Origin of the sequence: Natrinema ejinorense, from assembly GCF_002494345.1 — an archaeon.
Taxonomy (GTDB): domain Archaea; phylum Halobacteriota; class Halobacteria; order Halobacteriales; family Natrialbaceae; genus Natrinema; species Natrinema longum.
Genome location: NZ_NXNI01000001.1, coordinates 3,153,174 through 3,171,251, shown reverse-complemented (window position 1 = coordinate 3,171,251; position 18,078 = coordinate 3,153,174). Strand labels below are relative to the sequence as shown.

Below are 18,078 nucleotides of genomic sequence, written 5' to 3'. Positions count from 1 at the left end.
ATCGCCGCGTCCACCTGCGTTCGACGACGCCGGGCGACGACACCGCGCTTGTCAGAGGCACGGTCTTCGCCGGCGTCGAAGACGGGTGTACCGCGGCGTTTGGATCCCGATCCGCGCCAGCGACCACCACGAATTCGGTACTGTTCTTTCGCACCCTCCGTTTCGACTCCCGCGGTCGCTTCGGTAGGGTTTTTGCCACGCTCGCACTCAATCGATCCATGACCGACACCGAGTATCCCCCGATCAGCGAGCAGCTAGACGACCTCGAGTCGGCTCGCGAGGAGGGACGCCGGAAGATGGACTGGGCCGCCCAACACATGCCGATCTGCGAGCACGTCCGCGAGGAGTTCGTCGCCGAGCAGCCGTTCGCGGGCGAGCGCATCGGGATGGCGATGCACGTCGAGGCGAAGACCGCGATCCTCGTCGAGACGCTCGCGGAGGGCGGCGCGGAGGTCGCCGTCACGGGCTGTAACCCCCTCTCGACGCACGACGACGTGAGCGCGGCGCTCGATACGCACGAGAACATCACCAGCTACGCCAAACGCGGCGTCGACGACGAGGAGTACTACGCCGCGATCGAGGCCGTCATCGCACACGAACCGACGATCACCGTCGACGACGGGATGGACCTCGTCGCCGCGATCCACGAGGACTACCCCGAACTGATCGACGGCATCGTCGGTGGGGCAGAGGAGACCACGACCGGCGTCCACCGCCTGCGCGCGATGGACGCGGACGGGGCGCTCGAGTATCCGGTCTTCGCGGTCAACGACACGCCCATGAAGCGCCTGTTCGACAACGTCCACGGCACCGGCGAGTCCTCGCTGGCGTCGATCGCCATGACCACGAACCTCTCGTGGGCCGGCAAGAACGTCGTCGTCGCCGGCTACGGCTACTGCGGGAAGGGCGTCGCGAAGAAGGCGTCGGGCCAGAACGCGAACGTCATCGTCACCGAAGTCGAGCCCCGGCGCGCCCTCGAGGCCCACATGGAGGGCTACGAGGTCATGCCGATGGCCGAGGCCGCCGAGGTCGGCGACGTCTTCCTGACGACGACGGGCAACCGGGACGTCATCGTCGAGGAGCACTTCGAGGAGATGAAAGACGGCGTCCTGCTGGCCAACGCCGGCCACTTCGACATCGAGATCGATCTCGAGGCCCTCGACGACCTCGCGGTCGACCGCTACGAAGCACGGGACGGCGTCGAGGCCTACGAGCTGGCCGACGGTCGCAAACTGAACGTCATCGCCGAGGGACGACTCGTCAACCTCGCCGCGCCCGTCTCGCTTGGCCACCCCGTCGAGGTCATGGACCAGTCGTTCGGTATTCAGGCCGTCTGCGTGCGCGAGATGCTCGAGAACGGCGACGAATACGACGCCGGCGTCCACGACGTTCCCGACGAACTCGACAAAGAGATCGCCGAGATCAAACTCGAGGCCGAAGGCGTCGACTTCGATTCGCTGACCGACACCCAGCACGACTACATGGACAGCTGGGACCACGGGACGTAAGCGTCTCTTGGAGCGCCGTTTCGAATCGTTCGGAGACGGTTTTCGCCGTGTAACCACCGAATCAACCGTTTTCGAACCGGACGACGTCTTTCGTGCCGAAGCTCGTCTCCGTTGGGCGAGTCCCCGACGTCGCCGCGAACTGGCTCGATCGGCCTCCGTTCTCAGGCCGAGGCCATCTCACGACAGCTCTCGGCACACTTGGGTAACACTTCGGCACAGGCCTGACAGTGGTCGTGGTCGTGTTGTTCGCACTCCTCGGCACACTCCTCACAGAGGTCCGCACACAGCTCGCCCAGTTCCGCGTGATACCCCGAGTTGCGGGCCATAAACCGCGCGTGCAGCGAGGCGATATCGGCCACGTCCCGACAGAGCCGGATGCACCGCGCCATCGATTCGCCCTCCTCCGCACAGGCGTCGGCACACCACTCACAGACCTGGGCGGCCTCGAGGCAGTTGTCGATACAGTCCTGCATGTGATCGTCCGCGTGTTCGAGTTGTTGGAGCGCCATGGCACCGTACTGGACGCCGGTGACCGACATCAAGCTACCACGAGCGGCTGCAAGCACCCGCGGCCGTCGCGGTCGCCACTGCTGAGTCAATTGTCGGGCCGTGGATCGCCCTGTCGTTCGGGACTCGAGTCGCGATCGTCACGTGGTTCCGCCGACGGAGTATCGTCCCGTGGTTCGTCGGACGGGGTCTCGGGTTCGGTCGGCGGCTCGGGGTCGTCCCCACCCGGCGCGACGGCCGGCACGTCGACGGCGTTTACTGCGTGCCGGACGACGGCACTCCCGTCGACGCCTTCCACGGTCGCCTCGGTCGTGAGCACGATCCGGTGGGCCATCGTGGGCTGTGCGAGCCGTTTGACGTCGTCGGGGGTCACGTACGAGCGGCCGTCGATGAGCGCCGCGGCGCGGGCCGCTTCGAAGACGCGCTGGACGCCGCGAGGGGAAACGCCGATCTCGGCCCGCTGGTCCGACCGCGTCTTCCGTGCGATTTCTACGATGTAGCGGCGGACCTTCTCGTCGACGGTTACCTCCTCCGTGAGCCCCTGTAAGAGGCGGACCGCGTCCGAGCGGACGACCGGATCAACGCTCGGCGAGAGCGACCGGCGGTTCGCCCGCCGCTCGAGCAGTCCCATCTCGCCGTCGAAATCCGGATAGCCAAGCGAGGTCTTGACGCTGAACCGGTCGCGCTGGGCCTCGGGCAGGCGGAAGGTCCCCTCCTGTTCGATCGGGTTCTGGGTCGCGACGACCACGAACGGGTCGGGCAAGTCGTAGGTCGTCCCGTCGACGCTGACCTGCCGTTCCTCCATGGCCTCGAGCAGAGCGGCCTGGGTTTTCGGCGGTGCGCGATTGATCTCGTCGGCGAGCACGACGTTCGTAAAGACCGGCCCCTTCGCGAACTCGAACTCGCCGGTCGAATCGTCGTAGATCGTCGAGCCGGTCACGTCCGAGGGCAACAGATCCGGCGTGAACTGGATCCGTTTGAACGCCAGTCCCATCGATTCGGCGATCACCCGCGCGGTGACCGTTTTCCCCGTTCCCGGGACGTCCTCGAGCAGAACGTGCCCGCGGGCCAACACCGCCGACAGCATGGCGTGGAGCACCTGTCGGTCGACGACCGCGGCCTCTTCGATCCGTTCGACGACGTGCTCGACGGTGTGGGCGGCCTCGTCGGGCGTCACGTTCGTTTCCTCCATACCCGATAGTTCTGCTAGAATCCCAAGAACCCTCCCCTCGACCCGCGTCGGCGTCTCGATCCGAGCCGGTCCGGTGTCGAGGCCGCGTGGCAGTGCCAGTGGCGGTCCACGCCTGCAGTCGACGGGTGGAACTGGACTAGCCGCGCAACGGCACCAACAGGAGTAACGCACCCAGGACGACGACTGCAGCGCCGGCCGCGCTGGCGCTGCCGAAGAGGCCGGCCCGGAGCAACTCGAGCCCGGTCACGAGGACCACGGCGGCGACGGCGATCCCGACGGCGACAGCCCCGTGGAACAACTCGAGCCGGCGGGTATCGGGGAGGTGGCCGAGTTCGGCGGTGACGCCGAGGCCGAACGTCGCGGTATCCCAGACGAGGACCGCTGTGGCGATGCAGGCGAAGACGACGAGCGGGCTCGCTCGTCCCAGACCGATGGCTGCGACGATCAGCCCCGTTGCGGCGATCGCCGGTCCGGTCGCCCGTGCGGGGAGCAGCCCCAGTCCCACGGCGGCGACGCTGCCACCGATCACGGCCAGAAACGCCAGCGGTCCCAGCAACAGCGGGACGAGAAGCACGCTCCCGAGCAGGAAGGGACCGACGACGGCCCCGCTGCTCGCGATCAGGAGCGCCAGTCCGAGGAGGAAGGGCAGCGACAGGACGACGCCGACGGTCATCGCGGCGGTCCGGCGCGTCGTTTCCGCGGTGACCTGCCGCGTGAACCGTCGCAACCCGACGGCGACCACGCCGAGGACGACGGCTCCCGCGCCGACCGCGACGATCGGCCAGACGACGAACGGCGAGGACAACGCCTTGAGGGCGACTGCAAGTCCCGGAACGCTGCGTATCGCTCCCTCGAAGACGCCGGCGATCACGAGGACCGCGATCCCGGCGATCGCAGCGACCGACCCGGCGACCGTATACAGCAGGCGACGACGGACGGTCGCGAGTCGGCGTTCGACCGCGGGGCGGCGGTCCCGCCGGGTCAACTGTCGAATCGGGAGCCATCGCAGCGCCAGCCCGACGGCGCCGCCGATGGCGGCCACGATCATGAGGAATCCGGTGAGGGAGGCGACCGGCGTCGAAACGCCGACGATTCCGGTCAGCACCGTCCATCCGAAGAAGACGATCACGGCCAGCACTGCCGCCAGTACGGCCGCACACAGCATCGACACGTAGCTGATCGCGCTTCCAATCGCGGCGGGTTTGAGCGTGTCGCCGCCGACGTCGGCCCAGGCCGCCGCGATCCCGGCCAGCGCGAGCGCGGACCCGCTCACTGCGAGTCCGACGCGGGAGACGAACGGGGCCGCGAGCACTGCCAGTGCGAACGCCGAGCCAAACGTCAGCAAGAACAGGTGGGCCACGACCTGATTGACGAACCCGTCGCGCTCGAGCAGGCCCACGCCCGCGACGGTCATGCCGACGACCAGCCCGAGGGTCGGCAACAGCGAGGCCAGGTCGATCGCGACGCCGACGACGCCGACGACGACGATGACGGCCAGGCTGGCGATCCAGAGGCTCGCCGCCCGCGGTCGTCCCTCGTCGCCGATCGCGGACGGGCGATCGAGGCGGGGGCCGGCCAGGGACATCTAGTCGTCACCTCCCGGACGCGTCCGCCGATCGGCGGTCCGTTCCGACCCGGTGTGGTCGCTCGATTGGCCGGCGGCTCCACCCTCCGGGGCCGACTGATCGGTGTCCGACGGTCCGTTTCCGCTCGCGGCGCCGCCGGTGAGTCGCGCACTCGAGAGCCGCGTGTCGGCGGCGAAGGCGCGCTCGATGACGAGGGGCAGCGGCGTCCCCCGTCGCCAGTCGACCGTCCGCACACCGGCGGCCTGACAGCGGGCCAGCCGCGTTCGTCGTCGCGTCTGCTCGTACTGGCCGCTGACGGTGTTTGCCGGGACGACGTCGGGCGAGAGCACGACGACGGGCAGTCCCGCGCCGCGCCAGGTCTCGACCGCGTTCACGGGCGGATCGTCGAGGAGCGGCGAGAACAACGCGAGCTGTGCGCTCGTCGGTGCGAGCTCGAGCACTTTGCGAACCTGCTCCCCGGTGTATCCGCGCCGGCCGGCACCGGAGCGGTGTGTGTCCGAACCGCGGACGGTCGGGGGCTCCTCGTCGATCACCTGGCGAAGGAGCGCGAGCGCGCGGGTCCGCTGTTCGGGGCCGTTTGCGGGCTCGAGCCAGTAACAGCCGGCCGGTCCGGGGCCGTCCAGCCCGATGACGGCGACGCCGACGTCGTGGCCGTGGCCGAGCAGATCGGTCAGCGCACGGGTCGCCGCGTAGGCGCCGTATTCGATGGCCGTCGGTCGTCCGCGGCCGGCGACGACGCGGTTGGGCGCGCGTGCATCGAGGACCAACACGACGGTCGCCGAGACCTGTCGTTCGTACCTGACCGTTGCCAGCGTCCCCCGTTTCGCGTACTGACGCCAGTCGATGCGGTTCGCGGGGTCGTCGGGGTGGTACTCGCGAGTCGAGTGAAACGAGAGCCCCTCGCCGGGATCGTCGACGGTGAGCTGTCCGACGCGCTGTGAGCCGTCCTCTTCGATCGGCGGCGCGTCGGCGTCGAGTCGGCAGACGACCGACCGATCGCCCGACACTGGCAGCGCCGTCGTCGCCATCGCGCTCGCGCCGAGTCCGCGAACGCGACACTGTGGCCGCTCGAACGCGTACTCGCCGCGGCGAGCCACCACGAGGTACTCCACGCGAATCCGATCACCGGGCTCGAGCGTCCCGCCGGCCCGGGGCGATCCCTCGAGAACGGCCAGCTCCCCGGGAACGCCGTCGACGACCCGGAGGTCCGTGATCGTCCGATCGGAGTCGTTGGTCACCTCGAGCGTGACGGTGACCGGCTGGCCGGGGGGTGCGGGCGTCGGCGTTACCGTCCTGGTCGCGACGAGCCCCTCGGGGACCCGAACACGGGACAGCGAGCCGGCGGCGACGAAGACCAGCGGGATGACCGCACCCAACAGGAGAACGGGGTTTCCGTCGGCGACCCCGGCGATGGCGAGCGCGACCGTCGCCGCGATGGCCCCTCGCCAGCGTACCTGTCGGTCGATCACGCGTCGGTCACCTCCCGATCCTCAGCCGGGCCGTCTCCGTCCCGTTCGGTCTCGGCCGGCCTCTCATCCGCATGCTCGAGGTCGGCGATTCGAGGTCGGATCGGCTGTGGGCCGCGAGCGATCGCCCGCGGCTCGATGGCCCGCTGCAGTCGCCCGTCGGCCCCGCGCTGGAGCTCCTCGAGCCGTGGCTGCAACACGGGAACGTTCCGGGGTGCGGTCTGGCCCGGCACCGTCGGCAGGGCCTCGTCGGCGACCTCGGCGACCGCACTCGTCGCCCGATGGGCTCGCCGTCGGACGACGCGTTCGGGATAGAGCCACGCACGCACGCGATCGCGGAACGGCCGGGTCGGCAGGGGCACCTCCGTTGCGAGGACGCTGGCGGCGACCTCGTCGTCGGTCCAGCTCCCGTCCGCGAGCGCCGCTGCCGCGTCCGACCGGGACCACCCCCCGTGCTCGAGCGCGTCCAGTAATGCCTCCCGGAGCGGGGGCCGAACGACCTCGAGGCCGTCGGCGACGGTCCCCGCGTTGCGGGCTTCCTCGCCGGCTGCCTCGATCACTCCCGCCAGCGCGTCGCTCGAGAGGGCGAAATCGCGAGTTGTCCGCTCGGGTGCCGGGCTCGCGAACCGGTCGTCGGCCGCCCAGGGAATCGTCGGCGCGTCCCCGCCCGATCCGGGCGTGCCACGGAGCTTCCAGAGACCGATACCGAGCGCGACCAGCGCGAGCACGGCGACGAGGGCCCCGGCAGCGCCCGATCCGCCGGCCCCGCCGACGCCCAGTACCGTCCCGATCCCGACGAACGTCAGCCCGAAGACGGCGACGACGAGCTGGTATCGTCGTTTCACGGCTCACCCTCCGTGGCCGATGCCGGCGTCTCCTCCGGTTCGGCCGCAGGCTCCGGCTCGTCTTCGGCGTCCGATTCCGTGGGCCCGTTCCCGGGTCGAGCCCGCTCGACCGCGTCGTAGGCGTCGGCCGCCCGTTCGCGCCGACCGCTCGAGCGGGCTCGACCGCCGTACTCCACCTCGCGAAAGAGCGTCGTCAGCTCGCGAACCGGCTGCCGTGGATACCCCTTCGAGAGGGCGCGGCGCTCGATCTCGCCGGGCGTTCGGGTTCGCCAGCGTCCCGGCTCGACCCGGCGCGCGAAGGCCCGCCACAGATCGCGGAACGAGCGCCGTTCGTCTTCCGAGCGATCGGGAGCCGTCTCCGTGGCCGTGGGCTCGGCCGTCTCCTCGTCCGCTGCTGTCGGTTCGGCTTCCGTTTCCGCCCGGTCGCGTCGGCGCACCACCACACCGGCGACGGCGAGCGCGACGGCGACGAGAGCCGCCCCCCGCCCGCCGTCGACGACGTAGCCGCCCGCGACGAGGATGAGGGCCCCGACGCCAGCCGCAACCGTCCGAAGCGGGAGCCCCCGCAGCCAGGCGGCGAACCGCGCCCAGAGGGCTCGTCCCGACCGGGGCAACGACTCGAGCCACTCCCGGACGGCCCCGGCCAGCGAGTACCCCCACTCGAGGGCGGCCTCGAGCCGTTCGACAACGCCGACTGTGAACCCGACGAGCCACGACGTCAGTCGCTCCAGCCGGTCGCGGATCGATGGCAGATTCCGGCGGCTCGGCCGACCCCAGCCGGCCCGACCCACGACGATGCCGAGGCCGAGCAGGAGGACGATGCCGAGTACCGCGAGCGCAGCCGTCGCCCCGTAAACCGCCTCGACGACGAGCACTGTCAGCAACGCTGCCGTGACTCCGACGACCGCGGCGGGGCCGCGACGGCCGTAAATCCGGAACGAAAGCGCTGCCAGTACGGTGAGGATGAGCGCGATCAACAGCGCGCTCACGCCGTACGTTCCGACCACCGACGTGCTTGCAGTCTGTCGCTCCGTGGTGACCGTCACGGTCGTCGTCGGATCCCGCGGGAGTTCGATCGCCAGTCGGCCGTCGGCCCCCGTCGTTCCGTCGGACTCGCCGTCGACGGTTACCGTCGCCCCGTCGACCGGCTCGCCGCCGACCGTGGCTTCGACTGCGCCGTCGCTCCCGGGCACCGGCAGGAGTCCGTCGGAGACGAGCGTCGCCTCGAGCACCAACACATCGACGGTCGTCGTCCCCGCGAACTCGCCGCGGGCGACCTCGATCTCGAACGCGTCGACCCCGTCGTCGGGGACCGTCACCGTGGCCCGCCCGTCCCCGTCCGTCTCGCCGACGCCGGTCCCGTCGACGGAGACGGCTGCCTGGCTCATCGGTTCCCCCTCGATGGTGGCCTCGACGGTGATCGGCTCCCCGGGATAGGGATCGCCCTCGATCTCGAGTTCGACCTCCCCCTCGACCTCGTAGGTGCTGGTGGCGTTCGTCTCCGTCTCGCTTTGGACGCTCGCTTGGTCCGGCGTGGACATCGAGTCCATCGTCGACGCCGCCGGGACTGTAGACGCCGCTTCCGAACCCGTACTCGAGGCTGGTGTTGCCATCGCCGCCGGGCCGCTCGAACGCTCGGTCGTACTGGCCGGCTGCTGGCTGCCGACTCCGGCGGTCGCTGTCGATCGCGTCGACGTGCCCGTTCCGGCTCGACACGTCGGATTGGTCGTCCCTCCGACGCGGATGACCAGCTCTTCGACGTACGGAACCTCGCCGGTCACCCGTCCGTTTTCGTCGGTCTCGCCTACCTTTCGGTCCTCGAACCAGACCGGCGCGTCGGTGAGCGCCTCGCCGTCGTCGTAGATCGTCGCCGTGACCTCCCGTCCGGGGACCGGCTCCCGGTCCAGCGTGATGACACACTGGGGATCCACTTCGGTTTCCGTCTCGCCGGTACCGTTGCCCTCGTCGCCGCCGATGTCGAGCAACTCGAGCAATCGCCGCCAGTCGAACCCCTCGCCGGGCCCGTCATCGGAGTCGTCACTCTCACCGCCGCCATCGCCGTCGACGTCGTCCCCGCCGCCGTCGGTACTGGGGTCGAAATCGAAATTAAAATCGAACCCCGGTTCCGATCCGGCGTCGCTTCCGCCGGTCAGTCCGGGTGCGAACGCGGCGGCCAGCACGAGTGCGAGTACCGCGAGTGCGACGAACGAGACCTGCCGGTAGTCGGCCCCGCCGCCGGCGTCGTCAGTGGTGGTATCGTCGGACACGTGCCGTCACTCCGTTCGCGGTCGGCTCGACCGCCGACCTGCCGCTATCACAATGGGTGAGTATGGAACCTACCCCACAATGAAAGTACACGTTCGCACTCGGCCGTCCCGCGCGAACACGTACCCGTCGCCGGCCGTTTCGGCGCGTTCTTTTTCCACGACAGCGCCGTCTCTCGAGGGCCGCGAGCGCCACGTTCTCCACTCCGTCTCTGGGGGTGTCGACGGCCAGCAAGCCGACTGCGATCGCGGAGCGCCCGGAGTTCGACGGCGTCTCCGAGGGGTTTCTCTGTTCGCGGACCGTACGTCGACTGATGAGCGAGACGCGACTCCGAACGGTGTTCGCCCGCGTCCAGCCGGCACCGCGGCTCGTCGACTGGTCGCTGTTCGCCCTCGTCGTCCTCGAGGTCGCGAGCGGGCTGCTTTCCTTTACCGTCGGCCAACCGTCGGGGTGGCCGGTCTTCGAGTTCCACCGCATCGCGGGGGTGACCATCGTCGCGCTGCTCGCGTTCAAGCTGTACCGCGTTCGGCGTCGGATACTCGATCGTGACCGTTGGGTGCCGTCGACCGCTCTCTCCGCACTCACCGCCGTCGCAGCTCTCGGTGCGCTGTCGACGGGATTCCTCTGGGTTGCCGGACTCGACGTCCGGATCGCCTATTGGACGCTCCTCTCCGTCCACGTCGGCTTCGGTCTCGCACTCGTCCCGCTACTGATCGCACACCTGTCCACTCGCTTCCGGCCCCCGCGACGGGTCGACTTCGAGGGGCGGCGGACTGCCATCCGCTTTGCCGGGTTGTTCGTCGCCAGTGCCGTCGTCCTTCGTCTGCAGAGTCTCGCGAACGCGGTCCTCGAGACCGGCGGTAGCGACCGCCGATTCACTGGTTCGCAACCCCGGGAGGGGGCGGGGAACGCCGCGTTCCCGGTCACCTCGTGGGTGGCCGACGACCCCGATCCGATCGACCGCGACGCCTGGGCACTGTCCGTCGACGGACTGGTCGCGTCGCCGATCGACCTCGAGTTCGGCGCGCTCGAACCCGACGCGGAGCGCGAAGCGCTACTGGACTGTACGAGCGGCTGGTACACGGTCCAGCGGTGGAGCGGAATTCGAGTCGGCGACCTGCTCGAGCGAGTCGACGCCGACGCGGACGCCACTCACGTCCGGTTCGTCTCCGTGACCGGCTACCGGTGGACGCTACCGATCGAGGAGGCTCGCGACGCCGTGTTGGCGACCCACGTCGGCGGCGAGCGGTTGAGCCACGGCCACGGTGGGCCGCTCCGCCTCGTCGCACCCGGCCGCAGGGGATTCCAGTGGGTGAAGTGGGTCGACCGCGTCGAGGTGCGCGACCGGCCGGACCCGGCCCAGTGGCTGGTGACGTTGATTAGCGGCTTCGACTGAGGGGTCCCTCGCGTCAGCGTCGTGCCTCGAGTTCCGCCTCGAGGTCCGACAGCTCCATGTCCTTCATCGCGAGCAAGACGAGCAGGTGGTAGACGATGTCGGCGCTCTCGTGGGCGATCTCCTCGCGGTCGTCGTCTTTCGCGGCCAGCACGAGTTCGGTCGTCTCCTCGCCGAGTTTCTCCAGCACTTCGTTCTCGCCTTTCTCGTGGGTAAACAGCGAGGCGGTGTAGGAGTCCTCTGGCAACCGTTCCTTCCGATCTTCGATCACGGCGAACAGTTCTGCGAGCGTCTCGTCCATCTAGATGTCACCCGACACGTTGCGGATGTCTTCGAGTTCGTCGAACTTCTCGCTGTCGTCTCGACTGTCCGCGAACACCGCTTCGCTGACCTCGATCGGGGCGTTGGTCCGGGCGGCCAGGGCGAGTGAATCGCTGGGCCGGGCGTCGACGACCGTCTCGCCGCGGGGCGTCTCGAGGTGAATGTCGGCGATGTAGGTCCCGCCCTGGCCGGCGTCGCGCTCCTCGATCTCGGTGACGACGACGCGGTCGATCCGGCTCCCCAGTTCCTCCATGACGTCGAGCAGGAGGTCGTGAGTCAGCGGCCGTCCGATATCTTCGGCCTCGAGTCCACGGGCGATGCTGGTCGCCTCGTTGAAGCCGATGAAGATCGGGACGACGTCGTCCTCCCCCTCGACGGCGAGGACGACCACCGGAACCGGGCCCTGGGGCGTCCCTGCGACCCGAACCGCGTCGATGGATGCCTGCATACCCATACCGTTGGGAAGGAGGGAGAAAACATGTCCGGTCGCGAATGCATGCACGGCCCGCTCGCGGTCCCGTCGGGTCGGAGCCGACGAGAGCGTCAGTGACTCGTCGATTCCACGACGGATCGATCGACTCCACCGTCAACGCTACGACTCATCGATCGACGACGATATCCTCGCGTGCACGCTGCACGTTGAAGATCCGCCAGGCACCCTCTTCGGGCCGTAGTTCGTAGGATTGTGCCGTTCGTTCGCCGTTGAGCTCCTGCTCGAGTTCCACCACGACGCGGTCGTGGTCGTCCCGGACGCGGTCGATCTCACCGACGATCGAGAGCTCGCCATGCGAGAGGATCAGCTGTTCTTTGGGCGAGAACTCCTCGGCTAGCGTCCGGGAGTGGTACAGCTCGTGGGCGCGGTCGCCGTCGCCGTCGGCGAGCAGGTCGAAAAACAGCCGGACGACCGCTTCGGGCGAGCGCTCACCTGCCTTCTCGTCGAACGCCTCGTCGTCGTCGGACTCCTCCTCGACGTCGACGCTTCGGAGGTGGTGGCGGTACTCGCTCGTCTCGATCGGATACAGGAGCCGCGAGGTGACCTCGTCTTCGATCGCATGCACGATCTGTTCCATTCCGATACGGTCGTCGGCCATGATCGCCGCCAGCCGCCCGATCTTCGCGATCTGACCCCCCGTCAACTCGACCTCCGCGAGGAGGTCGTACTCGAGGTCGCCGGTCGGGGCGTCGTCGGGGACCGCGGCCCGCCAGATCGCCTCGCGGACCGGCGGTTCGGGGTTTGGAAACCACACCGAGTGGTCGATCCGACGCCCGAACGCGTCGTCGATGTTCGAGGCGTAGTTGGTCGTCAACACGACGACGCCGTCGTAGCGCTCGAGGCGCTGGAGGAGGTAGTTGACCTCGGCGTTGGCGTAGCGATCGGTTGCGTCGGCGACCTCGGCGCGGTCGCCAAAGACCGCGTCCGCCTCGTCGAACAGCAAGATCGCGTTCGACTGGGCGGCGGCCTGAAAGATCCGTTCTAAATTCTCCTCGGTCTCGCCGATGTACTTCGAGACGACCGTCGAGAGGTCGATCTTGTACAGCGCCATCCCGACGTCGTTGGCGAGCACCTCCGCGGCCATCGTCTTTCCCGTCCCCGACGGCCCTTTGAAGAGCGCGACGACGCCGCCGGTGCGCGATCCACCCTCCGCGAACCCCCACTCGCCGTAGATGCGTGCCTGCCCCGTAACGTGATCGCGGATCAGCCGGAGCTCGCGCTCGGTCTTCTCGCGAAGCTGGATGTCCGTCCAGTCGTATGCGGGCTCGATCCGCTGGGCGAGCTCGTCGAGCCCGTCCGCAGACTGTGCGCGACAGCCCTCGTAGACGTCCCCAGCGGTCGGCTCCCCGTCGGCCAGCGATCGGGCCGTCGCCAGCGCCGCCTCGAGTTGGCTCCGGGTCAGCTCGAACGTTCCTGCCAGTACCGCCGGATCGACGTCCGCGGGTAGCTCGTCCGCTCGTTCCTCCCAGAACGCATGACGTGCGTCGATCGATGGGCGGGGAAACTCCACGATAAAATCGATCCCGACGATCGTCCCCGTCGGGTGCCACTCCTCGGTCCCGGTGACGAACAGGTCCGCCTGGAGGTCGTCGAACCGGTCGAACACGTCCTCGAGCGAGTACTCGACGCCCCGCTCGGCGAGCGCGTCGGCGTCGGTGAGGTGGACGGGACAGTCCTGCAGGAGTGCCTCCCGGTGGAATCCCTCGAGCGCGTCGGCCTCGAGCACGGCCGGCAGCGAGGCACGGAGCAGCCGGTCGTCCGCCAGCGCCTCGATCGCCGCGTCGCGCTCGTCGGCGTCCGGCCCGTGGAAATAGTAGCGGCCGCTGGGTTCCGATTCGATGCGCTCGAGTCGGTCGTGGAGTGGTGGCTCGAGCTGGAGGTCCTCGAGAGTGCGATCGGGCGGAGGGAGGTCGGCTACCCGCTCGAGGGCGGGGTCGAGGTCGACGTGACCCTCGAGATACGACACCAGTCGCGGATCGACGGTCACGAGGCGATGCTGATGGGAGCGGCTGTTGCCGACGGGTTCGGAGAGGGTTACGAGGTCGTGCTGGCGGAGTGGCGAGCCGGGGCTAACCAGTGCCGTCGCAGCCAGTCGCTGTTCTTCGGTCCGAGAAAACAGTTCGGCGATCAGTTCGACCGTCGGATGCGTTACGGCGGCGTCGTGGAGTTCGTGGAAGATGTCCTGATACCCGGTGTCGAGTTCGGGTGTGAGTGCCAGCACGAACACGTCGAGATGGGCTCGAGAGAGGTCGAATCGGTCGGCCAGAATCCGTAGTCGGAGTGGGACTTCTGCGGGCGTGTTCTGACAGCGCTCGTCGATTTCCGCCGCGCGGTCTGCAAAGCGCCGCGCTGTGTCGGTTGGAAGTCCGAATGACAGGGTCGTCGGGTCGCATACCAGCTCGATCTCGCCAACGGGGGTCAGATCGCTGCTCGACGGAACCGGTTCGCTCGTCACCGCATACGACTCGAGGAGGTCCCCGATCCGCTCGAGTTCGGCCAGCAAATGAGTGCGTGTGGTCTCGTAGGACATTCGGCTGATGGCCGACCCAACACGTCGCTCTCTCATAAAATTTAGCGTGTGGCATAACAGTAAATACTATCACTGCGGAACCGAAACCACGGACGTATCACAGCGATGGGACGGTATTCTTCGCGTTCGGGGCGCTCGTCCGACGAGGAGACCGACTCCTGGTCTTCGGTGCAGCGCCAGCAGTCCACTGACTCGAGCGTGTCGGTACAGCGGACGAGCGACGAGGGGACGACAACGGCGGACTCGGCGGGGATGCCCGCATCGTTGGGCTCGCTGGGGTCGACGGCGAAGCGAGTGCAGCGGCTGAACGAACACGCCGACTCCTCGCAGTCGGAGACCGCGTCGGACTCGATCGGGGCGCTGGATGGTGCGGCACGCCTCCAGCGCGCGAAACAACAGACCGACTCGAGTCTCGGGCCGAAGTCGACCGGCGGATTGGGCGCTTCGGAGCGCGTTCAGCGACTCAAAGAGACGACCGGAACGGGGGCGTCTCGGACAGCCAGCGGTCCCCGTCTCGGCACCCACTCGAGTCGAGACACCTCCGGCGCACTTCAGCGCAGCGCCGAAGGTGGGGCACAGACGGGGAGGGCAGGTGAGACACGGGTTCCGGAGGGCGTTCGGGACGTGATCTCCTCACCCGGTCGCTCGCTGGATACGTCCATTCAGCGGGCAGTGGAAGACCGCATGGGCGACTCGCTGGGCGACGTGCGGATTCACACCGGCCCGAAAGCCGCACAGGCGTGTGATGAGATCAACGCTCGAGCGTTCACCGTCGGGAATCACGTCGCGTTCAATGCCGGCGAGTACGATCCGTCGTCGCCGGAGGGCCAGCACGTACTGGCCCACGAGTTAGCGCACGTGCGCCAGCAAACTGGCGGCGCAGTGTCGATGCTGCCACAGGAGAATGTCGGTCTCGAGATCGACCCGAATCCGCAATTAGAGCGGGAGGCCGAGGAGACCGCTCAGCGAGTCATGGAAGGTGAGGAACTGGGAATCCAGCGGCTGGGACAGACTGAAGTTCACGTTCAGCGACTGGAGGAGTCGAAGGTGTTCGACGCGCTGGCGATGTTCGAGGGAGAGTTGGAGGATGGAGAACTGAGCGAGGTCCGAGAGCGACACAACCGAAACCAAATCGGTCATCTCCACGAGATCGCCGATGAAGTCATCGACAAGAACGACGAGCAGGCCAAGGTCGACATCAAACAGGAAGTTCAGCAGTCGGCCAATCCGGATGCGGTAGCCAAGGAACTAGCTCAGCGGTGGGAGTCGATGGCCGATCTGAAATCCCAGGTCAAAGACCTCAAGAACAGTATCGACGCCGACCTCGAAGACGTGGCGCTGACAGAGGACCAGCGACGGGCGTTGCGCGGTAACGTCGAGACTGACGGCTGGGACAACGTGGCTTGGGGCACCGTCAAGAAGATTCTCGGCGGGACCACCCTGCCGAATCTGCTGTTTTTGGCGACCCAGGGATCGAAGCTCGCGTCAACAGATATCGACAAGCGTGGTGTTCAGACTGTCGCACAGGCACGCCGCGGTGAGATTACGAGCCTCGACGACCTGCAGGACATCTGGAAGCAGACCAACGGCTCGCTAGAGGATCGTGCGGCGCAGATCGAACAGGAAATTCGTGAAGGGACGTGGCTTGAGGAGAATGAGGATCCCTATCCAGGAGGTGGGAAATAATGAATGCGAAAATCGAAGGAGAAAGTGAAGGGTTCCTGAAGATCTACGTGGAAGATAACAAGGGGGCAAAGCACGACCTTACTGTTCATAACACAAGTGGAATCGAATACCACAGTTGCGACGAGATAGCGAACAACCCAGCACTCCGAACGCGCGAAGAATGCGAACGTGTCGACCAGACGCGCCGCTACGCCCGATGGTACGTCTATCGCGAGCGAGGCTACGACACGGTGCCGCCGCGGGAGAATTCCGACCGCTTGATGGCCGCACTGCTAGCGGTCGCCGAGCTATCCCCGACCGCCTTCGAGAGTCACTTCGGTAACCTCGAAACCCGACTCCAAGCCCACTATGACGACTCTGAGGTTGACCTCCCGTTCCCGGACGCCGACCCAGACGATGCAATCGTCTACCAGAAAGACCTATACCTCCAGCCAGACCCTGTTCAGTTCGATCCGCCGGTCCTCGAACAGTTCATGGCGCGCTTCGAGGGCGATCCGGAGTCGCCAGCGATCGACGCACTCGATGAACTCCAGTTCGGGGAGATGGACGTACTGGACTTCGAGATCGAGGCGATTTCCGGGATTCGCGTCCTGCACAACGACGGCCAGGGCAACCAACAGGTCGCGGAGAGTGAACAGCCTCTCGAACGCGAGCCAGACGCGAGAATCGAACTGATGGCGTTCGATCCGGCGTCCGTCGACTCGTTCCAGCACTACGTCGTCTCGCACCTGGCCTATCAAATCCGGGATCGGTTCCTGCTCATGGGCGTGAAACCGCCCGTTCCGTTCCGGGCACAGGGATGGGGAACCTACGAAGGGTTCCAGTGTCAGAAGTTCTGTTCACTGTACGACGAGTACTGGTCCAGTGAAGCGACGATCCAGTCGTGGGAGCCGTGGTAAGTAATCCCTGTCCGGCAGCAGGCCAGTGGACGACTGATACGGAACTAGCGTCGACGGACCTGCTCCAGCGAGTGACCGGACAGTCCGGCCCATCCGCCGGGTCGAAACCCAACGGTCCGGATTCCGACGAGCGTTGGGCCGGCGAACCTACCGGGCCGATGTCGCTTCAGTGGGGGACGGCAACTGCCCAACATACGGCCCCAGCCGGTGAGACTTACCCAGATGACCCGCCAAAACGGACGAATCGAGCAGACGAGATGGTCGCACAGGCTCGAGAGTACGCCAAGTGGCACGTCTACCGCGAGCGCGAGTCCGACACGCTCCCGCCGCGGCGGAATCCCGACCGCATCGCCGCGACGCTGGCGACCCTTCGGGAGATGGACGATGGTGAATTCGAGCGTCACTTCGGCACACTCGTCCAGCAATTCAGCAGCTACGGCGATGACACGGTCGATCGTCCGATCGAACTCGAGGATGTCCGTGGATATCACGAGGAGATCGCCGATGGTGTCGATGACTTCGCAACGGCTGTCATCGGTCGATTGCAGGAGGTCGGGGTGTTTGGAACGCTTGGCGATCAACTCAGCGAACTCCTCGGGAACGACGGGAGTGACGACGCGGATAGCCAGCCGGTGGAGGTTTCATCTCCCGAGTACTTCCGCCAGTTCGGACCTGACCACATCTCCGAGCCGTACTACATGTACCATCGGGACGACCAGCCCGACCGAACGGTTGGACGAGTCGCGAATCTCGATCGCGAACCCGATACTGTAATCGAGATGTATCCGGTGTACTTCGATACCGAGGCCGAGATCGATGGCCACATCTACTACTGATCCGGCAACACCGATATCGACGAGTGTGATAAGGTCGGCTGGACGACCATCAAGACGCTTCGCTCCGTGACCGGTTCCCCAAACCTGCTCGTGATAGCCAACATGAGACACTCTTCCCGGAGTGCAAACGTCCCGCGTGACTGTCGTCGGCCATGCCGAGTAATCGGGGCAGGCGCGGGTGCGAGCCGCTGGGTGCCTGGGTCGGGCCGGGGTGCTGACGCGTTCAGCGCTCCGTCGCTTCGATAACGACACAGTCGTCGTTCGAGACGGTCACTCGACAGCCTTCGTAGGAAAAGGAAACGTCGAGGGACTGGTCTCGAGCGGACGTTACGAGGTCGGTGAGCGCTTCGGGATCGATCGTGTCGTAGAGGGGCGACATCGCGACGAGTTCCTGGTTCGTCATGGCCGCCACGGTTTCGACGATCTCGAGGATGATCGTGTCGGAACCGTCGTCGAGTCGACCGTCAAACTCCGAACTGTCATCACTGGCCGGTCGAGACGGAGAAGGGCTGGAGCGGGCTGTATCGTTACTCATTGAAATCTAGTATCAC

At 67.1% G+C, this 18,078-nt stretch carries 15 protein-coding genes; 5 read left to right on the top strand and 10 right to left on the bottom strand.

All coding sequences use genetic code 11. The features are described 5' to 3' along the window. Window positions 1-218: 218 nt before the first annotated feature. On the top strand, window positions 219-1,508 hold the full coding sequence (locus tag CP557_RS15730; protein WP_097380774.1) for an adenosylhomocysteinase: 1,290 nt from the start codon (window positions 219-221) through the stop codon (window positions 1,506-1,508). Window positions 1,509-1,669: 161 nt separating this feature from the next. Here CP557_RS15730 and CP557_RS15725 read toward each other — a convergent pair whose 3' ends face one another. The 6 genes from CP557_RS15725 to CP557_RS15700 form a co-directional block, all read right to left on the bottom strand. Further along, complete coding sequence (locus tag CP557_RS15725) at window positions 1,670-2,017, bottom strand: four-helix bundle copper-binding protein (RefSeq protein WP_097381675.1); 348 nt, start codon at window positions 2,015-2,017, stop codon at window positions 1,670-1,672. A gap of 86 nt (window positions 2,018-2,103) precedes the next feature. After that, window positions 2,104-3,207, bottom strand: a complete 1,104-nt coding sequence (locus tag CP557_RS15720) for an AAA family ATPase (RefSeq protein ID WP_097380773.1) — start codon at window positions 3,205-3,207, stop codon at window positions 2,104-2,106. A gap of 136 nt (window positions 3,208-3,343) precedes the next feature. Then, window positions 3,344-4,792, bottom strand: a complete 1,449-nt coding sequence (locus CP557_RS15715) for a hypothetical protein (RefSeq protein ID WP_097380772.1) — start codon at window positions 4,790-4,792, stop codon at window positions 3,344-3,346. Further along, complete coding sequence (locus CP557_RS15710; RefSeq protein WP_097380771.1) at window positions 4,793-6,262, bottom strand: DUF58 domain-containing protein; 1,470 nt, start codon at window positions 6,260-6,262, stop codon at window positions 4,793-4,795. It abuts the gene before it with no gap. Further along, window positions 6,259-7,104: a DUF7269 family protein gene (locus tag CP557_RS15705; RefSeq protein WP_097380770.1), complete on the bottom strand. Its 846-nt coding sequence runs from the start codon at window positions 7,102-7,104 to the stop codon at window positions 6,259-6,261. Before CP557_RS15705 ends, CP557_RS15710 begins: the two co-directional genes overlap by 4 nt. Continuing rightward, complete coding sequence (locus CP557_RS15700) at window positions 7,101-9,371, bottom strand: DUF4129 domain-containing protein (RefSeq protein WP_097380769.1); 2,271 nt, start codon at window positions 9,369-9,371, stop codon at window positions 7,101-7,103. Before CP557_RS15700 ends, CP557_RS15705 begins: the two co-directional genes overlap by 4 nt. A 308-nt stretch (window positions 9,372-9,679) precedes the next feature. On the opposite strand from CP557_RS15700, the gene CP557_RS15695 reads away from it, so the two are divergent. Beyond that, window positions 9,680-10,765, top strand: coding sequence for a molybdopterin-dependent oxidoreductase (locus CP557_RS15695; RefSeq protein WP_097381674.1), 1,086 nt, complete (start codon window positions 9,680-9,682; stop codon window positions 10,763-10,765). A 13-nt stretch (window positions 10,766-10,778) separates the two neighbouring features. Here the strand turns inward: CP557_RS15695 and hisE are convergent, their stop codons facing one another. From hisE to CP557_RS15680, 3 genes are all read right to left on the bottom strand, one after another. Then, window positions 10,779-11,063, bottom strand: coding sequence for a phosphoribosyl-ATP diphosphatase (gene hisE / locus CP557_RS15690; protein WP_097380768.1), 285 nt, complete (start codon window positions 11,061-11,063; stop codon window positions 10,779-10,781). After that, window positions 11,064-11,531: a bifunctional nuclease family protein gene (locus tag CP557_RS15685; protein WP_097380767.1), complete on the bottom strand. Its 468-nt coding sequence runs from the start codon at window positions 11,529-11,531 to the stop codon at window positions 11,064-11,066. A gap of 151 nt (window positions 11,532-11,682) precedes the next feature. Continuing rightward, window positions 11,683-14,142, bottom strand: coding sequence for an ATP-binding protein (locus CP557_RS15680; RefSeq protein ID WP_245853036.1), 2,460 nt, complete (start codon window positions 14,140-14,142; stop codon window positions 11,683-11,685). 69 nt (window positions 14,143-14,211) lie between these two features. Here CP557_RS15680 and CP557_RS15675 point away from each other — a divergent pair, with 69 nt between their 5' ends. From CP557_RS15675 to CP557_RS15665, 3 genes are all read left to right on the top strand, one after another. Further along, window positions 14,212-15,792: an eCIS core domain-containing protein gene (locus CP557_RS15675; protein ID WP_449406604.1), complete on the top strand. Its 1,581-nt coding sequence runs from the start codon at window positions 14,212-14,214 to the stop codon at window positions 15,790-15,792. Then, complete coding sequence (locus CP557_RS15670) at window positions 15,792-16,691, top strand: hypothetical protein (RefSeq protein ID WP_097380765.1); 900 nt, start codon at window positions 15,792-15,794, stop codon at window positions 16,689-16,691. Before CP557_RS15675 ends, CP557_RS15670 begins: the two co-directional genes overlap by 1 nt. A 257-nt stretch (window positions 16,692-16,948) precedes the next feature. Continuing rightward, window positions 16,949-17,527: a hypothetical protein gene (locus CP557_RS15665; protein WP_097380764.1), complete on the top strand. Its 579-nt coding sequence runs from the start codon at window positions 16,949-16,951 to the stop codon at window positions 17,525-17,527. 223 nt (window positions 17,528-17,750) lie between these two features. Here CP557_RS15665 and CP557_RS15660 read toward each other — a convergent pair whose 3' ends face one another. Then, window positions 17,751-18,062: a HalOD1 output domain-containing protein gene (locus tag CP557_RS15660; protein WP_097380763.1), complete on the bottom strand. Its 312-nt coding sequence runs from the start codon at window positions 18,060-18,062 to the stop codon at window positions 17,751-17,753. Window positions 18,063-18,078: the final 16 nt, after the last annotated feature.

Coding starts and splice junctions, on each gene's coding strand:
- CP557_RS15730 (WP_097380774.1), top strand. CDS start 219: ATGACCGACACCGAGTATCCCCCGATCAGCGAGCAGCTAGACGACCTC.
- CP557_RS15725 (WP_097381675.1), bottom strand. CDS start 2,017: ATGGCGCTCCAACAACTCGAACACGCGGACGATCACATGCAGGACTGT.
- CP557_RS15720 (WP_097380773.1), bottom strand. CDS start 3,207: ATGGAGGAAACGAACGTGACGCCCGACGAGGCCGCCCACACCGTCGAG.
- CP557_RS15715 (WP_097380772.1), bottom strand. CDS start 4,792: ATGTCCCTGGCCGGCCCCCGCCTCGATCGCCCGTCCGCGATCGGCGAC.
- hisE (WP_097380768.1), bottom strand. CDS start 11,063: ATGGACGAGACGCTCGCAGAACTGTTCGCCGTGATCGAAGATCGGAAG.
- CP557_RS15685 (WP_097380767.1), bottom strand. CDS start 11,531: ATGCAGGCATCCATCGACGCGGTTCGGGTCGCAGGGACGCCCCAGGGC.
- CP557_RS15680 (WP_245853036.1), bottom strand. CDS start 14,142: ATGAGAGAGCGACGTGTTGGGTCGGCCATCAGCCGAATGTCCTACGAG.
- CP557_RS15675 (WP_449406604.1), top strand. CDS start 14,212: ATGGGACGGTATTCTTCGCGTTCGGGGCGCTCGTCCGACGAGGAGACC.
- CP557_RS15670 (WP_097380765.1), top strand. CDS start 15,792: ATGAATGCGAAAATCGAAGGAGAAAGTGAAGGGTTCCTGAAGATCTAC.
- CP557_RS15665 (WP_097380764.1), top strand. CDS start 16,949: ATGGTCGCACAGGCTCGAGAGTACGCCAAGTGGCACGTCTACCGCGAG.
- CP557_RS15660 (WP_097380763.1), bottom strand. CDS start 18,062: ATGAGTAACGATACAGCCCGCTCCAGCCCTTCTCCGTCTCGACCGGCC.